Origin of the sequence: Pseudoscardovia radai (assembly GCF_002259605.1) — a bacterium.
Classification (GTDB): domain Bacteria; phylum Actinomycetota; class Actinomycetes; order Actinomycetales; family Bifidobacteriaceae; genus Pseudoscardovia; species Pseudoscardovia radai.
The window spans coordinates 79,836-95,960 of sequence record NZ_MWWR01000007.1; the positions used below are offsets into that span (position 1 = coordinate 79,836).

Below are 16,125 nucleotides of genomic sequence, written 5' to 3' on the forward strand. Positions count from 1 at the left end.
ACAATGGCGGCAGCAGGAACCACGGTTCGCCCCCCTACCCGAAAGGAGGCCACGACATGGACACGGCCGGACGCCATAACGGAATGCCGGAAAACGCCGGAACGGCACACCTCGAAACAGGAAACGGAAAATTCGTAGCAAGCAACGCGAGTGAGGCCTCACTCGCTGCTTGCCCCGGCACATGCGTGCCGGGGACGGCGGGACACCCGGACCCGATACCCGCGCCCCGCCGGAAGACGGGAGGCGGGCGATGAGCTGGCGCGACGGCCGCAGCCGGCCCGTGGTGCGCAAGGTCTACTTCACGGAGCAGGAATGGGGCAAGGCCTGCGCCCTGTGGCGCGCGGGCGGAGGGCACCGGACGTTCTCCGCACATGCGCGGGAGCTGCTCATGTGGGGCTCCGTGCGCCGCGTCGTCATCCCCGCCGACACCGACCGCCTCGCGCATGAGGTCGCCAGAATCGGCGTGAACGTCAACCAGGTGGCGCACCGCGTGAACGCGCGGGGTCATCGGGAGCCCGGCGACGTGCAGGAGATGGAGTCGCTGCTGCGCGAGGCCGTCGGAATCCTCTCACGCATCTGCAAGGACGCGCAGGACAGGATCGATGGCTCAGGATGGCAGTCGTGAAGATGGGCAAGGTCAAGGCCACGCTGAACCTGTCCGTGCGCTACATCGTCAACGGAGCGAAGACACAGGGCGGCCAGCTCGTGACAGCGTCGTGGAACCCCGGCGAGGGCGACCCCGAGAAGCTCGCCCGGCAGATGCTCGACACGCTCGCGCATGGCAGGAACGCGCCACGCAAGGGCTCGGTGCTCGCCTACCACGTCATCCAGAGCTTCAGCCCCGACGACCCTGTGACGCCCGAACGGGCGCACTCCCTGGGCGTGGAGCTCATGGAACGCATCGCGCCGGGACACCGGTTCGTCATCGCCACGCACACCGACCGCGAGCACATCCACAACCACGTCATCCTATGCCCGACCGACCCGGCGACCGGACGGCACATGCGCCTGACACGCCGTTCGATCCTTCAGTGGCGCGACGTGTCCGACGATCTGTGCCGCAGGGAGGGGCTGAGCGTCATAGAACGCTCCATCGAACGGCGCCATGGCTGCAGCTTCGCCGAAATCTACGCCAGCGCGAAAGGCGTCGGCGTCAAGTCGTCCATGCGCCAAGCAATCGACATCGCCGCGCAGAACGCGCGCGACTTCCCCACCTTCGCCGCCCTGTTGGGCGCGGCGGGCATGCGCGTCACGGTGCGCGGCCAGCACATCGTGTACGAGGACGCGGCAAGCGGACTCAGGGTGCGCGACTCGCGCCTGGGGATGGCATACATGCAGGACACGGTGATGGCACGCATGGGCCGGTGCGCCGTGAGCCAGATCAGCTTCGACACGTCGATGATCAGGGAGCAGGGCGACGGGCATGCCGTCGTGTGGCTGCCGGGCACGCGGCGCCGCCAGTGCATCAGCGTGCCCATGCGGTGCGTCATCAAGGACGGGCGCACATGGCGCGCGTTCCTGCCGACGAACGAACCGCAGACCGTGCTGTCGAAGGACGGCGCGTACCTGTGCACCGTGGCGACGGAAGACCTGTATGCGCATTTCAAACGCCCCGAGGCGCTGCTCGAACGCATGGCGGCGGACTCATGGCGGACGATTCCCGCAGGCCGCACCGAGGCAGAGCGTGAGGCGTGGATGCGGCAGGCGAGGAAGCTCGACAGGCTGCGCGACGACGTGCGCGGACTCGACACCGCGATCCGCGCGACTGACGGCAGCAGCCCTCTGGCTGACGCGATGGAGGGGCTCGAAGATGACATCCGCCGTGCGCGCGCCGGGCTGCAGGCGCAGCTCATAGCCAACGACGAGTGCATCGCCGAGGGGCGTCCGCCCGACGCGGACGGCCTCGCCGCGCTCGAATCGCGCGAACGCGAGATTGAGGCGATGCAACGGGATCTGGGCGACCTGAGGCGGGCGCACGCGCGCCATGCCGGGACGCCCCATAAGGAAACACAAGCCCGCCGGGCGGGAGGAAAGGACAGGACAAGATGATCTCCGAAGAAGGAGTGGCCGACGGCTTCGCCACGCAGGCGATGGGCCAGGCCGCGAACGGACTGGGCGGTGTCGCCCTGGGGATGGCGCAGATCGTGACATGCGTGCTCTCCCTTGGCGCAAAAGGCATCGAAGCGCTGTGGCTGCGCCATGTGGACAAGCCCCTGAGCGGGCAAGTGGACCTGCGCCGCCTGTATGGCACCGGGCAGGACCTGCACCCGCTCACCGGTCTGAGCGACAGGACGCTCGACGCGATCAAGACGACGCTCGACAGGAGCGGCGTCGCCTACGCCCTCCAGGACATCGGCGCGGGCGAGCACGGCATCGTGTTCCAGGGCAAGGACCTCGATTACGTCCGCACCACGGTAAAGGCACTCGAACGGCAGCTCGGGCAGAAGATCGACATGCCGTCGCTGGAGGCGCCCCTCGTGCAGGACCAAAAGAAGGCCGCGCCGCAGACGCCCACCGCATCCGCGCAGACGGCGGAGCAACCAGCGCCGGATGCGGAGCGGCCGACACCTGAACCGGCGGCGGAGCAAGAGGCACCCACGCAGACGACCGCCACGAAGCCCGCAGCAGAAAAGACGGACACCGCCAACACGCCCGCCGGACAGACGACAACCGAGCAGAACCACGCCGAACAGTCCCCCGCCGAACAGTCGCAAAAGGAGCGCGGGCGAGAACAGCCGGGAAAGCCGACGCAAGACGCGCCCGCGAACGCCGAAACGCAGTCGCGGCAGAGCCGCACGCAACGGCAGGAGCAACGCCGTCAGGCGCAGGAGTCCGGCGAAGGACGCGCCACGAGGGCACAGGCGGACGCGCCGCCCACTCCCTCTCCCCTGGCACCTGCCGCAGCCGCAGCGGTGCCGGTCGTGGGCGCGGCGATCCATTCCGCCGCGGCGGAACGCTCCACGCCTGCGGTCGACAGCCTCGCGGACAGCATTGAGAACCCCGCGTCCAAGCCGAAAAGGAGCACCGCCGACATCCTCGACGCGGTGCGCCGAACCGTCAAGGAACGCATGGCCGGGGATGCCGCCCGCAATGCAACGGAGCGCAGCAGGAAGCAGCCGAGGAAGGGAGCGCGATGAGCGGGCGGGACGGCGCCGTGGAGGAAGGCACGGCCGCCGCGCGGAACGGAAGCACGCCGGAAGCGCCGGCGATAGACGAGCGCCGGGACGGCGACACGATCTTCGTGTTCGGCCACGTCACCGGCGTCCCGCGCATCGTCACGCTACGCGACGGAAGCCGCCTGTGGGTCGCCGCAGTGACGCCCGAGGGCGCACAGGACTCCGTCGAGCTGCGGGCGTCCGGGCGAACCGCCGAGTACCTCATCGACCGAGATCCCGGCGACGGTGGCCGCATCTTCGCCGTGGGACTCGCCAGGCACGACGCCCGCCAGCCCGAGGACGTCGGCTGGTACGTGGCGCTCCAGGCGGCCGCCACCGGCACGTCGGCGGATTGGCGCGGGCAAGGATGACCCGCAGTCCCGACATGATCGTGACGGCCGACCCGGACGGCATCGACGCCGGGTCGGCCGGCGCGGTGCGCATCGTCGGCACCGGAACGGGACTGGGCCGCCTCGTCGCCGCCATGTGCGGAGGCGAGGCGGCCATCCGCTGGCACGACGCTCCCCTCGTGCGCATCCGCCCCGCCGCCACGCAGAGCACAACGCGACCCACGCAGCCGACTCAGCCCACGGCACCACCATCGGGAACCCGCCCCAGGACTGCGGCGCAGTTCCTCGACGCCATCCGGCACGTCGCCACCAAACGCCGCGCCTCCGCCGACGGCGGGAGCGCGGACGAATGCGCCAATGGAGGCATACGCCGTGCAAACGACACCCGCAACAGCCGCGAAGGGAAGACACGAGAATGAAGACCCGAGCCGAATCGACCAAGGGAGCCAACAAGACACCCGCCATCGTCATGACGGCGCTTGCCTGCCTCGCGGCATGGTGGGTGTTCGACCTCACCGCAGCCCAGATCCGAACCGACCATGAATCCGGCGCGGACATGGGCTACATCGTGGAGCACATGTTCGACCGTCTTGAGAACGCGCCGTTCAGCCCCAGCTTCGCCAAGGCGGACGCTGCGTGGGGCTTCGCCGGAATCGCGCTCGTCGCGCTGTTCCTGCTCTACCGGTGGGCAAGCCGCAAGAAGATGCGCGACGGCGAGGAGAACGGGTCGGCCGAATGGGGCTCCCGCAAAGACATCGCCACGTTCGTCGACAAGACGTCCGCACGGAACCTGCTCATGACGCGCACCGAGCGTCTCTCGCTCGACACCCGCAAGACGCTCAGGAACCTCAACGCTCTCGTCATCGGCTCGTCCGGCTCGGGCAAAACCAGGTACTACATCATGCCCAACATGCGGCAGATGAGCATGAACTACGTCGTCACCGACCCCAAGGGCGAGCTGTGCGCCGAGATGCGCAGGCCGCTGGAGGACGCGGGGTACATGGTTCACGCGCTCGACCTGAAGTCCATGTCGCACTCCGGCCATTTCAACCCCCTGCGCTACATCGACGCGGAGCACCCCGAGAAATCCATCCGCGAGCTCACGGAGAACATCATCGTCAACACCACCGCGGAGAACGCTCGGGACGACAGCTTCTGGGGCGCGGCGGAGCGCACGCTGCTCACCGCGCTCATCGCCTGGGTGTACTTTACCCGCTGGCACGCGGACGGCTGGGACGACGAAACCGGCATCGGGGCACACGAGCCGAGCCTCAACGACGTGACCGACCTCCTGGAGCTCATGGACGCCTACGAGAAGGACGACACGAGCAAGAGCCCCGTGGACATCCTCATGGAATCCGCGCAGGACGTGTATGACAAGGCCGCCGAATCGGAATGGGCCGGATGCGACGACGATGCCAGGCGCGTGCTGGAGGGCATACGGTTCGCCCTGCGCTGCTACCGGCGCTACAGTCAGGGCGCAGGGGAAACGAAGAAAAGCATCATCATCTCCCTCGGCGTCCGGCTCAGCCCGCTGAGCATCCACGAGGTGCGCGAGATCCTCGCCGATGACACCATCCACATTGACGAGCTTGACGCCGGCAAGAGCGCGGTGTTCCTCATATTGTCCGACACCGACGCCACGTTCAACTTCCTCGCCGCCGTGTTCTACCAGTGTCTCTTCCAGACCACCGTCAGGCAGGCCGACGCCAACCCCGAGCAACGTCTGAACCGCGAGATGCACTGCTTCCTTGACGAGTTCGCCAACATCGGCAAAATCCCAGCCTTCCCGACACTCATCGCCACCATTCGCTCACGCGGCATCTCGGCCAGCATCGTGGTGCAGAACCTCGCCCAGCTCAAGGCGCTGTACAAGGAGCAGTGGGAGACCATCGCCGGAAACTGCGATTCCACGCTGTTCCTCGGTGGCAACGAGGAGACCACCACGAAGTGGATCAGCGACCGCCTGGGCAAACAGACCATCGACACCCGCACCACCAGCCAGTCCAAAGGACAGACCGGCGGATTCACCATCAATTACCAGCGCACGGGGCGAGAGCTCATGACCCCGGACGAACTCGGCGTCATCCCCAGCGACGAATGCGTGTACCTGCTACGCGGCGTGGCGCCGTTCTTGTCGAGGAAGATCGGCGGGGACGAAGGGTGTGGAAGGTCGATAGAGCGCAGTAGGGCGATTCGCAGCGATGCGCCAACGACGCGTTTCACCCAGCAGGAATAGAGCACTCCAGTATTTTCTTGTCCAAGCGAACGGCTGGAAGCGCCCCTTACGACATGTCTATACACATCAAAACGGCCACACCAGCGTTGTACTTCAGACACTGGAAACATGACTATTCCGCGACGGAGAGCGGACGGGAGGTTGGCGTGGAGAGCGACAGTGCAACACCCGCCACACCAACCTTCTCGCTATTTCTTACGAGACGCAAGTACTTCCCTGCTTGCCTCTTCCCGAATAGTGTCGACAGCGTTTCTCAGCTCGTCCGGTGGCAGAACATCCAGTCGGCGCGTGGACATTGCGAGCAGAAGATCGCGACCGACGGCTTTCGCCAGCGCCGACTGGGGTGTGCTTCTGTCTTTCTGCATCGAGTCAAGGACCGCCCAGAGCACTTCGCTATTCTGTCCGACAGAACGATCAAAGAGCTGGAGCCACCGATCTTCCACTTCGAAGATCCAGCGCGTATACGCATAAGGATCCTGCTTTTCACGGCTCAATACATGTTCGCACGAATCATCTATCGTGAGCTCCGCCGCCCACCACAGTCGAGCTATTCCATGCCTAACAAGGTTTCCTCGGTTCGGCTCGATTGGCAACAACCAACGATCCTTGACTCGCTGTCTCCAGTTCCCTGATTTTCCGGGATTCCAACGTTCCAGCATATATTGACGACACGTGTTGAATGCCAGGTAGGTCCAAAGCCCAGGAATTGTTGCGTTTACTCTATCGATGGCTCCCACCGCAGTGAACAGTGCGATAGCGTTATTGCCATCGGCGTCGCTCGCAGAAAGAGGTGAATCAAGTTCTATCGCATCCCTGTCAAGCAGATAATGGTCATCATTCGACAGCTCATCGACGGAAGCAAGATAGTCCTCGAACGTATCGCATTCCTTAAGTTTGAGACGGAGCAATGTGACGGCGTCCTTATTGAATTGTTTCTTGCATGTAGTGTCATTCATGATTCCTCCTCGTTACCCTACTGGCCCTTTATCTGGTTCGTATACTCGTCCAGGAACCCATCTATCGGTTGCCTGAGCAACTTCTGAGCCAATTCCAAAGGACGTTTATCGGTTTTCAAGCCTGCCGACTGAATCAGCTCGCGCAAAGTGCTGCACCACTTCATCGAAAGGTCGCCGTTTTCGCCAAGTGCCTCGTTCTCTTGCATATAACCGATTGCGTCAATCAACGCCGGGAAAACGACCGACATCAATTGGAGTCTCGCAGAGGTCCAAAGTTGCAGGTTATCAAACAAGTCTTTCCCGCATTGGACTTCAATCTGATCTTGTCCCAGTTCTGTCCTGATACCTTCTTTACGACTGTTGTCGCGCACGATATTGAAGATTGAATTCAAAGGCGGGCGCTGCGGATCATAAAGTTTCTCCGGTATGAACGAGAATTGCTGCGGGACCGCAAGGAGATCCCCTGCACTCACATCGAAAGCAGCGTCACCGTAATCAGGATGCTGTCGCTCCCAGTGAAAACCCGGGATATTCCTGCATGCCACCACAAATATGCTGACAGTTACCCAGTTACATATCATTCGTTGATCGATACTTGACTCATAGGTCGCCCCATCCGCATGCGGTTGAATCTTCGAAAGATCGAGATATCCGGATGAGAAGGTCGAAGGGCAGTCCCAACGCGCCTTGATTGCCACGTCCCCAGCATCAAGGAGCTTCTTCAAATCAGGATCGTCACAACATACACGCATGCGAATCGGGACATCCTCCGTCATGGTCTCGACAGTGATATCCTTGACTTCCCAGCGCGAGGCAACGTCGGAGTTTCCAGGAACTCCACCGCCAAGGACAGGAATCGGATACGATGTTGTATTAGTCATTAGTCAGCCACTCCCAATTGCAGACGAATTCGGTTATCTACGTGCACGCGTAGGCGTGTCGGTTTTTGGGGACTCACGGTTACATCTCGGATGCCGTTGTTAATCACGGTCAACGCTTTTCTTGTGCCCGCATCGTCGGTGATATCTTCTGCACTCGTTACATTCACATCAACGGAGTTCCTATCGAACTGCCCGTCGAGCGAAGCAACGAGACGCAGCATACCGCTCTCCGCAACTCCCGTTACTGAACGCAGTACCAAGACATAGCTATTTGTTGCTGGCTCATACCAATAACGCATGCTGAGACTGTTGCTCTTCAAGGACGATTTACCTTCATTGTCCGGATGACCTTTGGCCGGGAATCCCGGCTGCGGACCGGGGTGTGGAGGTCGATGATTGATTCCATGTTGGCGTTTGCCCGTTGTCACTTGGTCGTTACCACTTCCAGCCGTTGCGGGCTTGATCACGCTAATGGGAACCGCTTTCCCCGCTGAAACAGGGGTGCTCTTTCCCTCTGTCTCTTTGCCTTGAAGAGTTGCGGCCTCTCTGGCGTCTCCGTCACCGGTAGCAGGATTGGTGCCCTTGACTTTTGTCTTGTCCGCATGCTGCAAATCTTCAGGTAGAAGCAGATTGAGCCCTTTGATTTTGAGGACATCTCCCATTTCATGCTTCGTTCTTGCGTTTATCTCTTCTCGAGCAAATTTCCTGATGTCATCGAGAATCCGCTTAGATTCCTTCTGTTGTTCCGGTGTTCCGCGAGTTGCGACCCATTGGTCATGTCGAGCAGATTCCATCTGCCTGAGCCTTTTGTTACCTTCGTCGGAGGAACATTCGAACACGGCAGCGAAAGCAGCAGAAAGCGAATTCAAACGAAAATGATGCACCTTCATAAGCGGCTTGCGCACACAGAGCACGTCAAGCCTCTTTCGAATGCAATCATCGATATTGATATAGAGTTTCACCTCACCCAGCCTCGGAATTGCCTTGACAACTGGTTCTTCTTGGATTGCACGATAGTAAGCGAGCATCGCTCCACGAGTCGCTTCATCCGTCATTGATCCGATCTGCTTTTCGAGATTCGACGCATCAAGGCGCCACGACAGACCGTCACCATGTCCTTTAACCACAAGGCGTCCGCGACTGATGGCAACCATGAAATTCTCTATCATGGCATCTCGCACATCGAGGAATCCCTCCCCGTCCGCGCCACGCTTATATCCGAGGATATAGGTATCTGTGCCGGATTGGGTTCTTTCCGGGAACCCACCAAACGGACGCGGGTTCCGCAAATATTGAAAATCGTTGGGAAGATCTTGAGATGTATATACTCCCATCGCACCGAGGAGATCGCAAGGATCGTTCGAACCGGGTTTTTGATGAGTAGTGAACTGGCAAGCTCCCGCAAAAACAGTTTCAGGTGAGTCGTAAGGCTTCGTCACCCACAATTCGGTCCTAGCACGAGAAGCAAGAATTCCTGCCGCCTTACCGATGCCGAAAGAACCTCCCGCATCGGTTTTCCCGACGCTCAATCCTGATCCTCGTGTCAAAGCTGTAAGAACAGAATCGCGCCCCTCGATAAGGCTCTCACTGCCAGTCAACCCTTTGGTCCCGTAGTCGCCGATTCGAAGGACATCGATAGTCTCGCTATTCAGACAATCAACAGCATCCTGAAGTTCCGGAGCGTCAGGATATTGCCGAGCGCAAGAGTTAGCGTGTCGTCGCAGATTTTCCACATCAGGAATCTCGGTAGTCGGGACAGTCCTGAGCTCGAAGACCATGGTCACGGGAGAGTCATCATCCTTCAACTTTGCATCGAGGGAATTCTGCCCCAACTCACGCGCGAGAGCTGTTACAACCGAATCATTTCCGAAGACCTCTGCACCTGGGATTTTTGCACCCTGCACAGAATTTCCATTGGGTTTGAAAACAAAACCATAATGCTCCATCTTGGTCATTTCATTTCTCCATATCTTTCTCCGAATCTGCAAACAAGCCACGAACCCGCTTGAGCTCATCCTCTATTGGGTCAAACAAAGCATCAACCTCCGCGGAGGTATATGCGTAGTTCTTCCTGTTCGACAGGTTTCCCAATATTTGGATTTCCCTAATCAGACGAGTTCCGCGACTTTTCGCAAGTCTTCGGAATCTATCATTTTTTGTTTCCTCCATGTCTCCTATTCTACATATCGGTTATTTATCCGTCAAGTATCCGACAATTATCTTCTTCTTCACCCAACCGCACTGTGCCCCCAATGCCCAACCATCAATATGGCGAATCCTAGTGAACGCCGCAACACCATGGGTTTTGGAAGGAGCCGGGACATGGTGTACGAGTTCGACGGAACCGAATACGACAAGCTACGCGACATGCAGGAGGCGAGGCGCGCGAAATACCTCGAGCTGGTGCACGGGGGCATGAACTTCACCCAGGCCGCCCGCGCCGTCGGGGTTTCCAAACGCACCGGGAAGGTCTCGCGCAACGGCAGGACGCGCTCCACCGGCCGCAACGAACGGCCGCTCGCGGACTGGTGCCGTGGCGACATGGACAAGCCCAAGACCACCTGCGCCAGGCACCTGGGCCTGGACGAGCGCATCACCATCGCCGGCATGCACCGCGCCGGCAGCGGCGTGCGCGCCATCGCCCGGACCCTCGGCAGGGCGCCCAGCACCGTCAGCCGCGAACTGCACCGCAACGCCGACGACATCGGCGGCGGGTACGGCCCGAACCGCGCCCAGCAGAAGGCCACCCACCGCCTCAAACGCCCCAAGGACCGCAAGATCGCGCCCGGCACACGACTGTGGGACGAGGTCCGGGCGGACCTGGACACGCACTGGATCCCCGAGCAGATCGCCGGCAGGCTCCGGCTCGAGCATCCCGGCGACGGCAGCATGAACGCGTGCCACGAGACCATCTACCAGGCCATCTACGTGCAGGGAAGGGGCGAGCTGCGCATCCAGCTCAAGCAGGCCATGCGCCGCGGCCGCACCGCCCGCAGGCCTCGGGGCGACGGCCAGTCCAGACGCCCCAGGTTCCCCGAGCCCATGGTCATGACCGGCGACAGGCCCGCCGACGTCGCCGACCGATACCATGAACACCAATAGACAACAAAGATGTTGCGACCACCACTAGAATCCGCCACCTTAGCAACAACGACGAGCCGAAAAGAATCGCCAAGAGGATGATCCCATTACGCAGACATGGAATCCAATCGGCTTTGCAAGCATGCTGAGAAGCCCTGTCCGTAGAATCAGTATCTCGGGAATTGCACTTACTCTCATGACAATACTGGCGGAAGGAATCACCGTTGACCATCATCAGCATCATCATCCCTGATGTCGATGAAGCGCGTCTCTTGATATATCGCTCCGATATCAAACAAGTTGATACGGAACTGGCTTCTGCTGTGCGGGACCCACTTGCCATCCCTGAGCACCGCTTTGTCCCCGGGGTCAAACACCACCTTGCCTTCAGAAAAGGCTTGAAGGAACAAACCGAAACTCGTAGAGATTCCAAGCGTAATCAAAGGGCCAAATTCAAAAAGCGTTGATTCGCCGTCACCTTCCTTGGCATACGGGATATAGGCGGCGCGATTGTGCTTTCTCTGCCAGTGATCAAGCAACTTCATGAACGACCAGCCCGCAGCCACCTCGCCCGTCTCCTTATCAACGAGTTCGATCATTCCCGAGGGATCGAAGTCCTTCGAATTTCGGAATCCCTCAATTTGCATCCTAAGCCGCGCACTCGGCTTATCCGTTCCGATTCCCTCAAAATCGCCAGATGTGAAATAGTACGAGACCGGCTTACCCTGTTCATTAGTCTTATACACATGCCCATACCTGAGTACGAAATCCGTCTGGGGGTGTTCGGTAATCCAGCCACGATCAGGCTGTGGCGTGAATAGCGTGACCTTATGATTATGTCGTTTCAACAGATTTACCTGCTTGATAGCCTTCAGCTCCCAAACATCAAAATCAGGGCCCGGTACCGAATTCTCACCAACCCCCATCTCGGCCTCGAGGGTGAAGCCCGCTGCGTTTTGCGCAATATATGGACGGATGACGGTTCCGTCTCCCAGAAGTCTGCAGGGAACAACTTTCTCTCCCACGAAGCCCTTGAGTGCGTTTTCGAGAACAGAAATCTCGTCTAACACCTGCATGCCGGGGAAAACAACCGGTTTCGGCCTTCCTGCGGCATCAGCACCCAACGCATACATATAGGCAGCGGCAGGCGAAGGAGCCCCTACAACCATGGCGACCACCGTGGGATGTTCCCCATCGATGTCTACCGTGGCGAAGAACAGCACCCTCCCTTCTTCGAATCCGCGTTTTGAGGGGCCCATCAGCTCGTTCGGCGCCATAGAACATCCCCGTAGGAAACCCGAGAAACGCACCTCTGGATACTGAGGGTAGTAACACAACTTCGCATCAGGCGCGAGGAACCTTCCCACGCCAGGGACAACCCAATTCCATGAGACAGGAATCCTGACAACCAAGGGCCCCGCCTTCTTCTTCCTCGACGTGCCCTCGTTATACGACGGCACGCCAAGGGGCAAGAAGGACAAATCGGAAGGATCGCCCGCCAACCAGACTTGCTGTTTGGAATTGTTGTTCCGTCCCATGAGCTTCGCCCAGACCACCTTCGCGCCTACGGCGGTGAATTCATCCCTGACCTGCTCGATGGTTATGGTGTCATACCATTGCACATCATTGTCGCTGCCATCATGTTCCATGACTCAACGATACAACCGCTCTGCAGATCAGTCGCGGCTCGCGCCGTCCACTGCTCGTTCCCTCGCCCTGCGGATTGCGTCCTTCACCTCAATTTCATCCTCTTCAACAACAGGATAAGCGTTCTCACCCATAATCTTGAGAAGATGCGGTTTCATAATCCGCGCGACCTCAGCGACGGCAGGCACCACGACGGAATTGCCGAACTGCCTGTATGCCTGGGTGTCGGACACTGGGATACGAAAGTCATCGGGATATCCCATCAAACGAGCGCACTCCCTCGGCGTAAGCCTACGAGGTCGATCGCCCGGTTGCGCCACAAGTATTTCGGAACCGTCTTTGTGATATCTTGCGGAGAGAGTCCTCGACACCATGTCCGGAGTGACAAGACCGTAGCCGAACCCATGACCTAGAGCCTCGTGTTTCTTCTTGTAATCTTGGAGGTATTGCCAAAGCCTTGGCGTGAGCGTGTATTTCTCCTGAACCCTCTGATGCTCGAAATCGAAGAATCTGTCACCATCCCATTCGAGATACGGTTCGGTCCCATCGGTCTTGTGCAGAATGTCCGCGAGAACGGGTTTACGCTCAGGAAAGCTCAAATCATCCCACGTGAAATCCGTCGGGGATCTGAAACCGACAATGTAGATGCGCTCACGGTGCTGGGGGACGAAATGCTGTCCATCGATTACCTTCCAATGCACCTCGTAACCGAGCTCATCACGAAGCGTCTCAAGAATGACTTTGAAGGTGCGACCATGATCATGCGAAGTAAGGTTTTTCACGTTTTCCAGCATGAAAGCCGCCGGGCGTTTCGTCGCTATGATGCGCGCCACATCAAAGAACAGCGTTCCCTGCGTCTTGTCTCGGAATCCCGTTTCCCGCCCAAGACTACGCTTCTTGGAAACTCCGGCGACACTAAAAGGTTGGCATGGAAAACCGGCCAAGACCACATCGCAATCAGGAATGCACGTAGCGTCTACCTTGGTAATGTCACCAGCGACATCTTCTGCGAACCCATAGTTCGTACGGTACGTCCGCATCGAGAATTCGTTCCATTCCGAGGCGAACACGGCATGTCCACCGTTCTGCGCAAAACCGCGGCGGATGCCTCCGATGCCGGCAAACAGATCTATTGTTGTAAAATCCATGCCCGTTTCATGCGTCGTTCCGTAATATAGGTCGCGGAGAGCCGGCACATAGGCAAGCTTGCACTGTACCTTCCCCGTCTCCCAACGCTCCACGGTCGAGGACGACACATGCAGCGCTTCGGCAAGCTGACGCCGGGTCATAGACTCCCTGAGCCGAGCAATGAGCTCATCAGGGTCATCCTTCGAATCGAGCAATTCTCCATTGGTATTCATAGGGATGATAATATGTCATTATGCTGACATTTTAACCCAGCGACATCAAACACTAAGCACAGCGAACACCGATCAATGAATCACGAGAATGCTGCAGTAACAGATGATTCGTGCGATTGACGGTGATTGCAAAGATGCCCCGTCCTTCACCAGAACAGAAAGCAATCGCATACCCGCGACAGACACCATGCCGACACGCTGACAATCACACAGATATAGGTTAGCAATAGCAATAAATAGTAAAGCTCGTACCAGGACGCCGAGGTGGGACATGGAGCAAGCGAAGTTCCCGACAATAATCGACACATCCATCAGTGGAAGGATGAACGATGCTCTCCTGGCATTCCATGGAGGAGCGTACATCTCTGCCGTAACTCTTGCGCTAACGATACCCGACATTTGCGGTGGCCGACTCTGGCCTGACACAGGGGTCGGAGAGCGATACGCCAAATGGTTTGATACATATGTCAAGCCTTTCTCGTTCCGCGGGCCCCGCCCGGGAACTTCTTCATGGCACAAGGCAGCTGCGCAAAAGACAACAGACGACACCGTTGACGATTATTTCAATGGATCTGATTGCTATCAACTTCGCTGTGTTTATCTGCACGAGGGCACCAATACTCCCCAGAAAGAAGAGAAAATACCCTATAAGGCAATCCAATTCACCGTACATACCGCAGACGCAGTTGGCGGGAACGGAATATCGGAATTGACAACAAATGAGAACGACCAACAATGCATCTATCGTGTCAATCTGGATCTTTATCAATTCCTCAAGACCATGAAGGCAGGGACAACAAAATTTCTGTACGAGCACCCTGACTTGGATGCCGTTAAAAACACGGTGAGCTCCCTGTACCCACCCATTATTGATTTCACGAAGGTCGAAACAGCCGGCTAATCAGCTTTCCCGCAAAGAACCGTACCAATTCAGATAAATCACAAAAAGGAATGTGGCGCGGTTCTCCTCACAAGTAACCGCACCACACTCCGGTACAGGGCTCCGCTAGTACTTCGGTTTCCTCTTCCCACCCCAGCAACTAGGGCAAGCGGAGCGATGCTTCCCCACAAGAGAGCCGGCTACGGGAGACCACTCGTAACCGCACAGCCTACACCTGGCACCGATTCGCTCCGCCGCTTTCCGATAACGCCCCGTCAACTCGACCGTGGGATTCTCCTCCGCCACTTCCCTTACGAATTCCTCTGGCGATTTCAGATGTTTCTTTGCTGAGCTTCGCTGCCCGCATTTCCGGCACGCGCTGTTCCCTTCAAGAAGCGTGTCCGCGCGCGACGACCATTCGAATCCACAGACCTTGCATCGAACCTGAATGCGCTGCGAAGAACCCTTGTATTCCCCTATCACAGCGATGTTGGGACTACGCTTCGCCAGTTTTGCAACGAAGTCCTCCGTACCTCCACACACGGAATGCGCATAGGCATAATCCTCAACCGCTTGCCAGTCCACCGAACCGCAGAAATCAACGCCTGCCGCGGCAGACGTCACCGAGATGAGCAAATCCTGCAGTCCCCTGCGATCCCTGTTGACCTTGAAATCATAGGGGACGCAGTACACGTTCTCCGCCTGCGGAGTCTCGTCCAACGGCACCTCATCGTAGATGGTCACCAGGCGGACGCCTTTGGCGGCACACAACGACCTCTTCCTGGCATCCGTTGCAAGCTTGTTCCGGTGCCATACCCAAGAACCCGGCTCGAATGCGAGGCGAAGACTGGGAACGTACACGTCCAGCTCCATGCCGATGACGTCCCTGTCTCGTTCCAGAATCTTGCCAATGCCATCGAGCTGTTTGAGGAAACCAATGATGTATTGTTCGGTGAACGAAGTGGATGAGTGGACGCACCGAGGGCACCTAGACCGGGAGTCAAGCAGGTTGTGTGGAGTCTGGCTCCACTCGTGATGGCATCTGTCGCATCTGACGAGGATTTTCGTCCTGTTGTTCCGGTACTCCCCAAGAACGGTAATGCCAGGATTCACCTGCGCGAGCTGGCGAACGAATATATCCCGGGTTTTCTTCAAAGTCCCAGCGCACGACGGACAACCGATGCCGACGCGCAGCGTACTCGGGTTCGCCAACCATTCGAAGCGGCAAGTACGGCATCGAACCAGCATCTTCGTAGACGTGTTCCTGTAACTGTCAATCAGTTCAATCCCAGGGTTGACCGCCGCAATCTCGGATTCAAAACGCTCCGGAGTCTTCCTCTCCTTCCCCGCGCACCTCGGACACCCGTGACCACGAATCAAGTCAAAAGGATTGGCCTGCCACTTGTAACCACACACGACGCACGAAACCGCGACCTTCGTCCTCGAATTCACATATGCGCCCTCGACACGGACATTCGGAAGAACCTTCGCAACCTCACTGACGAACTCGCTCTGAGTCTTCCTCCTCATGCCGCATCAGCCTCCCTCAATACGATTTCAACAGCCAAGGGTGTA

Annotated in this window: 13 protein-coding genes and 1 pseudogene; 8 read left to right on the plus strand and 6 right to left on the minus strand. The window is 58.7% G+C overall.

From position 1 onward, the window contains the following. Positions 1-250 precede the first annotated feature (250 nt). The 6 genes from PSRA_RS05065 to PSRA_RS05090 are packed head-to-tail and all read left to right on the plus strand — an operon-like array spanning position 251 to position 5,744. Positions 251-625, plus strand: a complete 375-nt coding sequence (locus PSRA_RS05065) for a MobC family plasmid mobilization relaxosome protein (protein ID WP_158216326.1) — start codon at positions 251-253, stop codon at positions 623-625. After that, positions 613-2,049 carry a relaxase/mobilization nuclease domain-containing protein gene (locus PSRA_RS05070; RefSeq protein ID WP_094660819.1) on the plus strand — a complete coding sequence of 479 codons (1,437 nt, stop codon included), beginning with the start codon at positions 613-615 and terminating at the stop codon, positions 2,047-2,049. The genes PSRA_RS05065 and PSRA_RS05070 overlap by 13 nt, the downstream gene beginning before the upstream one ends. Further along, positions 2,046-3,137: a DUF3801 domain-containing protein gene (locus tag PSRA_RS05075; RefSeq protein WP_094660820.1), complete on the plus strand. Its 1,092-nt coding sequence runs from the start codon at positions 2,046-2,048 to the stop codon at positions 3,135-3,137. The genes PSRA_RS05070 and PSRA_RS05075 overlap by 4 nt, the downstream gene beginning before the upstream one ends. Then, positions 3,134-3,526, plus strand: a complete 393-nt coding sequence (locus PSRA_RS05080; RefSeq protein ID WP_094660821.1) for a hypothetical protein — start codon at positions 3,134-3,136, stop codon at positions 3,524-3,526. Before PSRA_RS05075 ends, PSRA_RS05080 begins: the two co-directional genes overlap by 4 nt. Next, positions 3,523-3,924: a hypothetical protein gene (locus PSRA_RS05085; protein WP_143516336.1), complete on the plus strand. Its 402-nt coding sequence runs from the start codon at positions 3,523-3,525 to the stop codon at positions 3,922-3,924. The genes PSRA_RS05080 and PSRA_RS05085 overlap by 4 nt, the downstream gene beginning before the upstream one ends. Further along, positions 3,921-5,744: a VirD4-like conjugal transfer protein, CD1115 family gene (locus PSRA_RS05090; RefSeq protein ID WP_158216327.1), complete on the plus strand. Its 1,824-nt coding sequence runs from the start codon at positions 3,921-3,923 to the stop codon at positions 5,742-5,744. Before PSRA_RS05085 ends, PSRA_RS05090 begins: the two co-directional genes overlap by 4 nt. Positions 5,745-5,932: 188 nt before the next feature. Here PSRA_RS05090 and PSRA_RS05095 read toward each other — a convergent pair whose 3' ends face one another. The 3 genes from PSRA_RS05095 to PSRA_RS09160 are packed head-to-tail and all read right to left on the minus strand — an operon-like array spanning position 5,933 to position 9,536. After that, positions 5,933-6,700, minus strand: coding sequence for a DUF6339 family protein (locus tag PSRA_RS05095; RefSeq protein ID WP_094660824.1), 768 nt, complete (start codon positions 6,698-6,700; stop codon positions 5,933-5,935). Positions 6,701-6,717: 17 nt separating this feature from the next. Beyond that, positions 6,718-7,581 (minus strand): hypothetical protein, encoded by an 864-nt coding sequence (locus tag PSRA_RS05100; RefSeq protein WP_143516337.1) that lies wholly within the window; start codon positions 7,579-7,581, stop codon positions 6,718-6,720. Continuing rightward, positions 7,581-9,536 (minus strand): hypothetical protein, encoded by a 1,956-nt coding sequence (locus PSRA_RS09160; protein WP_143516338.1) that lies wholly within the window; start codon positions 9,534-9,536, stop codon positions 7,581-7,583. Before PSRA_RS09160 ends, PSRA_RS05100 begins: the two co-directional genes overlap by 1 nt. Positions 9,537-9,903: 367 nt before the next feature. Here PSRA_RS09160 and PSRA_RS05110 point away from each other — a divergent pair. Continuing rightward, positions 9,904-10,665: pseudogene (locus PSRA_RS05110) on the plus strand (transposase); the annotation flags it as partial. Between the two features lie 215 nt (positions 10,666-10,880). Here the strand turns inward: PSRA_RS05110 and PSRA_RS05115 are convergent. Next, positions 10,881-12,311, minus strand: a complete 1,431-nt coding sequence (locus tag PSRA_RS05115) for an MvaI/BcnI family restriction endonuclease (RefSeq protein ID WP_094660828.1) — start codon at positions 12,309-12,311, stop codon at positions 10,881-10,883. Positions 12,312-12,338: 27 nt separating this feature from the next. After that, positions 12,339-13,670, minus strand: a complete 1,332-nt coding sequence (dcm, locus tag PSRA_RS05120; protein WP_094660829.1) for a DNA (cytosine-5-)-methyltransferase — start codon at positions 13,668-13,670, stop codon at positions 12,339-12,341. 271 nt (positions 13,671-13,941) lie between these two features. Between dcm and PSRA_RS09165 the strand changes: the two genes are divergently transcribed. After that, positions 13,942-14,571 carry a hypothetical protein gene (locus PSRA_RS09165; protein WP_143516339.1) on the plus strand — a complete coding sequence of 210 codons (630 nt, stop codon included), beginning with the start codon at positions 13,942-13,944 and terminating at the stop codon, positions 14,569-14,571. Positions 14,572-14,676: 105 nt separating this feature from the next. Here the strand turns inward: PSRA_RS09165 and PSRA_RS05130 are convergent, their stop codons facing one another. Next, positions 14,677-16,080, minus strand: a complete 1,404-nt coding sequence (locus tag PSRA_RS05130; protein WP_094660831.1) for a zinc-ribbon domain-containing protein — start codon at positions 16,078-16,080, stop codon at positions 14,677-14,679. Positions 16,081-16,125 lie beyond the last annotated feature (45 nt).

Bases quoted from the DNA above. Each gene is read 5' to 3' on its own strand.
- PSRA_RS09160 (WP_143516338.1), bottom strand. From the start codon at position 9,536: ATGACCAAGATGGAGCATTATGGTTTTGTTTTCAAACCCAATGGAAAT.
- PSRA_RS05095 (WP_094660824.1), bottom strand. From the start codon at position 6,700: ATGAATGACACTACATGCAAGAAACAATTCAATAAGGACGCCGTCACA.
- PSRA_RS05075 (WP_094660820.1), top strand. From the start codon at position 2,046: ATGATCTCCGAAGAAGGAGTGGCCGACGGCTTCGCCACGCAGGCGATG.
- PSRA_RS05070 (WP_094660819.1), top strand. From the start codon at position 613: ATGGCAGTCGTGAAGATGGGCAAGGTCAAGGCCACGCTGAACCTGTCC.
- PSRA_RS09165 (WP_143516339.1), top strand. From the start codon at position 13,942: ATGGAGCAAGCGAAGTTCCCGACAATAATCGACACATCCATCAGTGGA.
- PSRA_RS05130 (WP_094660831.1), bottom strand. From the start codon at position 16,080: ATGAGGAGGAAGACTCAGAGCGAGTTCGTCAGTGAGGTTGCGAAGGTT.
- PSRA_RS05065 (WP_158216326.1), top strand. From the start codon at position 251: ATGAGCTGGCGCGACGGCCGCAGCCGGCCCGTGGTGCGCAAGGTCTAC.
- PSRA_RS05080 (WP_094660821.1), top strand. From the start codon at position 3,134: ATGAGCGGGCGGGACGGCGCCGTGGAGGAAGGCACGGCCGCCGCGCGG.
- PSRA_RS05100 (WP_143516337.1), bottom strand. From the start codon at position 7,581: ATGACTAATACAACATCGTATCCGATTCCTGTCCTTGGCGGTGGAGTT.
- PSRA_RS05090 (WP_158216327.1), top strand. From the start codon at position 3,921: ATGAAGACCCGAGCCGAATCGACCAAGGGAGCCAACAAGACACCCGCC.
- PSRA_RS05085 (WP_143516336.1), top strand. From the start codon at position 3,523: ATGACCCGCAGTCCCGACATGATCGTGACGGCCGACCCGGACGGCATC.
- PSRA_RS05115 (WP_094660828.1), bottom strand. From the start codon at position 12,311: ATGGAACATGATGGCAGCGACAATGATGTGCAATGGTATGACACCATA.
- dcm (WP_094660829.1), bottom strand. From the start codon at position 13,670: ATGAATACCAATGGAGAATTGCTCGATTCGAAGGATGACCCTGATGAG.